This is a genomic window from Streptomyces sp. SID3343 (assembly GCF_009865215.1).
Taxonomy (GTDB): domain Bacteria; phylum Actinomycetota; class Actinomycetes; order Streptomycetales; family Streptomycetaceae; genus Embleya.
Genome location: NZ_WWJX01000020.1, coordinates 1 through 1,931, shown reverse-complemented (window position 1 = coordinate 1,931; position 1,931 = coordinate 1). Strand labels below are relative to the sequence as shown.

The window sequence follows — 1,931 nt, the reverse complement described above, 5'->3', positions numbered from 1 at the left end:
GCCCGCCGACGTCGCCATGCCCGGCTGATCGCCGCCCTGACCACGGCGGTCGGTGCCTGTGGGTCGGCGGCGCGGGCGGTGTACCAGCCGGTCGCCGACGCCCCGCCCAGGCGGGAGGCGATCGTGGTGGACCCCGTGTCGGTCGTCTGCCTCGGCCGCGCGGTCGCCCCGTTTCTGGAGGCGGCCCGGGCCGAGGACGAGGCCCGGTGGCCGGCCGCCGTCGCACGGGGAGCGGGAGCAGGCCGGGCGGACGATCGCGGCGAGGGTGGCGTTGGCGCGGGCGCAGGAGATCGTGGGGGAGCCCGGAGTGTCCTGGGCCGTTCCGCTGCCGGCCGCGGAGCAGGGCGCGGTCATCGACATGGCGGGCGCCGGTGACGAGGTCGCCGAGTTGTGGCGCGGCGACCCGGCGCGGGCCGTTGCCCTGGTGCGCGAATTGGCGGCCTGCGGGAAGTTCACCGCGGCCGAGGTCCTGGGCGCGGCGGTCGACGCGGCCGTCGGTGCCGGGCTGTTGGCGCTGACCGACGCGGGCACGGCGGCGCGGCCGGAACCGCCGACACCGTCAGTCGGGCATCCGAACGAGCTTGGTTGCACCGGGATCGACGCCCGCGGTCCAAGCCAGGGTCGGCAGTTCGTGGTCGTCCATGCCGGCGAGTTCTATCGCCGCCCGCCCCGACGCGTGGGCCGAGGCGATCGACTGGCCCTCGGCGACCGCGGCGTGGAACTGCGCCGCGTACGTCATCGCGTCGACGTCGCCGATCTCGTCGGACATGCCGATCGCGAAGGGGACCACGCCGTCGACCAGGTCGTCGATCTGGGCCGCGGAATGGCACGAGTTCAGCAGGACCGGCAACGGCGGTTCGTCGGTTGCCTTGATGGCGCGAGCGAACGCCCCGGCCGTTACGGCCAGGCCCTCGTTGAAGTCGTCGACGTCCTGGTCGAAGCCGACCCGGTCCTGGCTGCCGTGACCGGAGAAGTCCGCCACGTGCGGCCGAAACCGGGTGATGCCGTCGAGTAGGTCCCCCATGGTGGCCGACGTGCGCACGTCCAACTCGACCAGATCACGGTGCGTCGCACGCTCCACGGCGGCACGGATGAGTTTCTGCTCGCGACCCACCCGCAGATCCCCGTGGGACGCCGCCGCTGGCATCAGCACGCGCAGCTTCTCCGCCTTCGTCGCCCGCAACGACAGGGGCTTCGGGGAGCGCAGGGTGTCTGCGCCCTCCCGAAGCCCCAATGGTCCCTGGAAAACCGGGTTCGGCCCCGACCCGGTGGCCGTCTCTCCTATGTCACCGTCAGTGAAGCGACGGGGCAGCGGACGAGATCAGCGCTTGTTGCGTATGCGCCACATCACGCCACATCCGATCAACACGACGACGGTCACAATCACCATGACCATGAGGAACCCATCACCGGCGCCGGCGATGATGAGCGGACCTGCCATATCACCTGCGTGCGGTTGCATAGCATCTCCTGTGGGCCGAGACGAACGTGCGTGATCAGGTGGTGGCGTCGTCGAATGCCGACGAAGCCAGGTTTCCGACGGTGCTGCCGGCCACGGAGCACGGGACTGCGCCCGCGCCGCCCGTGAGGTATGTGCAGCCCGCCGTGGCCGCCGCCCCGGCGCCCCAACCCACCGCCACCGACGCGGCTCCCCGGAAGTCGCCGTTCAGCACGGCCCAGCCACCCTGCGCAAGGGTCGCATAATTGTTCATCCGCCCGATCTTCTTCGTCGCGGAGGTGGCCCAGCTCTTGAGAGACGATGTCCCCAGGGGGTCCGCTCGGTTGATCGGGTCGCCGGTCGCGTAGGCGTAGGGGTTGGCTTCCTTGCCGGCGGGGTCGCGTTGGGTGAAGCGGGCGACGGTGGGGTCGTAGTAGCGGGCGCCCGTCTTGTACAGGCCGGTGGTGTCGAGGTAGGTGCTCGTGTAGCGGAG

General features: G+C 71.4%; 3 protein-coding genes and 1 pseudogene. All 4 read right to left on the bottom strand.

Going from position 1 to position 1,931, the window contains the following annotated elements; all coding sequences use genetic code 11:
• A pseudogene (locus tag GT354_RS53260) lies at positions 1-531 on the bottom strand (hypothetical protein); the annotation flags it as partial.
• Positions 532-559: 28 nt separating this feature from the next.
• A complete protein-coding gene (locus GT354_RS00750) occupies positions 560-1,153 on the bottom strand; it encodes a hypothetical protein (protein ID WP_161354179.1) in 594 nt (197 codons plus the stop codon).
• A 168-nt stretch (positions 1,154-1,321) separates the two neighbouring features.
• Positions 1,322-1,462, bottom strand: a complete 141-nt coding sequence (locus tag GT354_RS00745) for a hypothetical protein (protein WP_161354178.1) — start codon at positions 1,460-1,462, stop codon at positions 1,322-1,324.
• A 34-nt stretch (positions 1,463-1,496) separates the two neighbouring features.
• Positions 1,497-1,931: RHS repeat-associated core domain-containing protein (locus GT354_RS00740; RefSeq protein ID WP_161354177.1), on the bottom strand; the 435-nt coding region annotated here is incomplete at its 5' end.

What these genes read in the sequence shown, in the direction of transcription:
- GT354_RS00745 (WP_161354178.1), bottom strand. Translation starts at nt 1,462, where the DNA reads ATGCAACCGCACGCAGGTGATATGGCAGGTCCGCTCATCATCGCCGGC.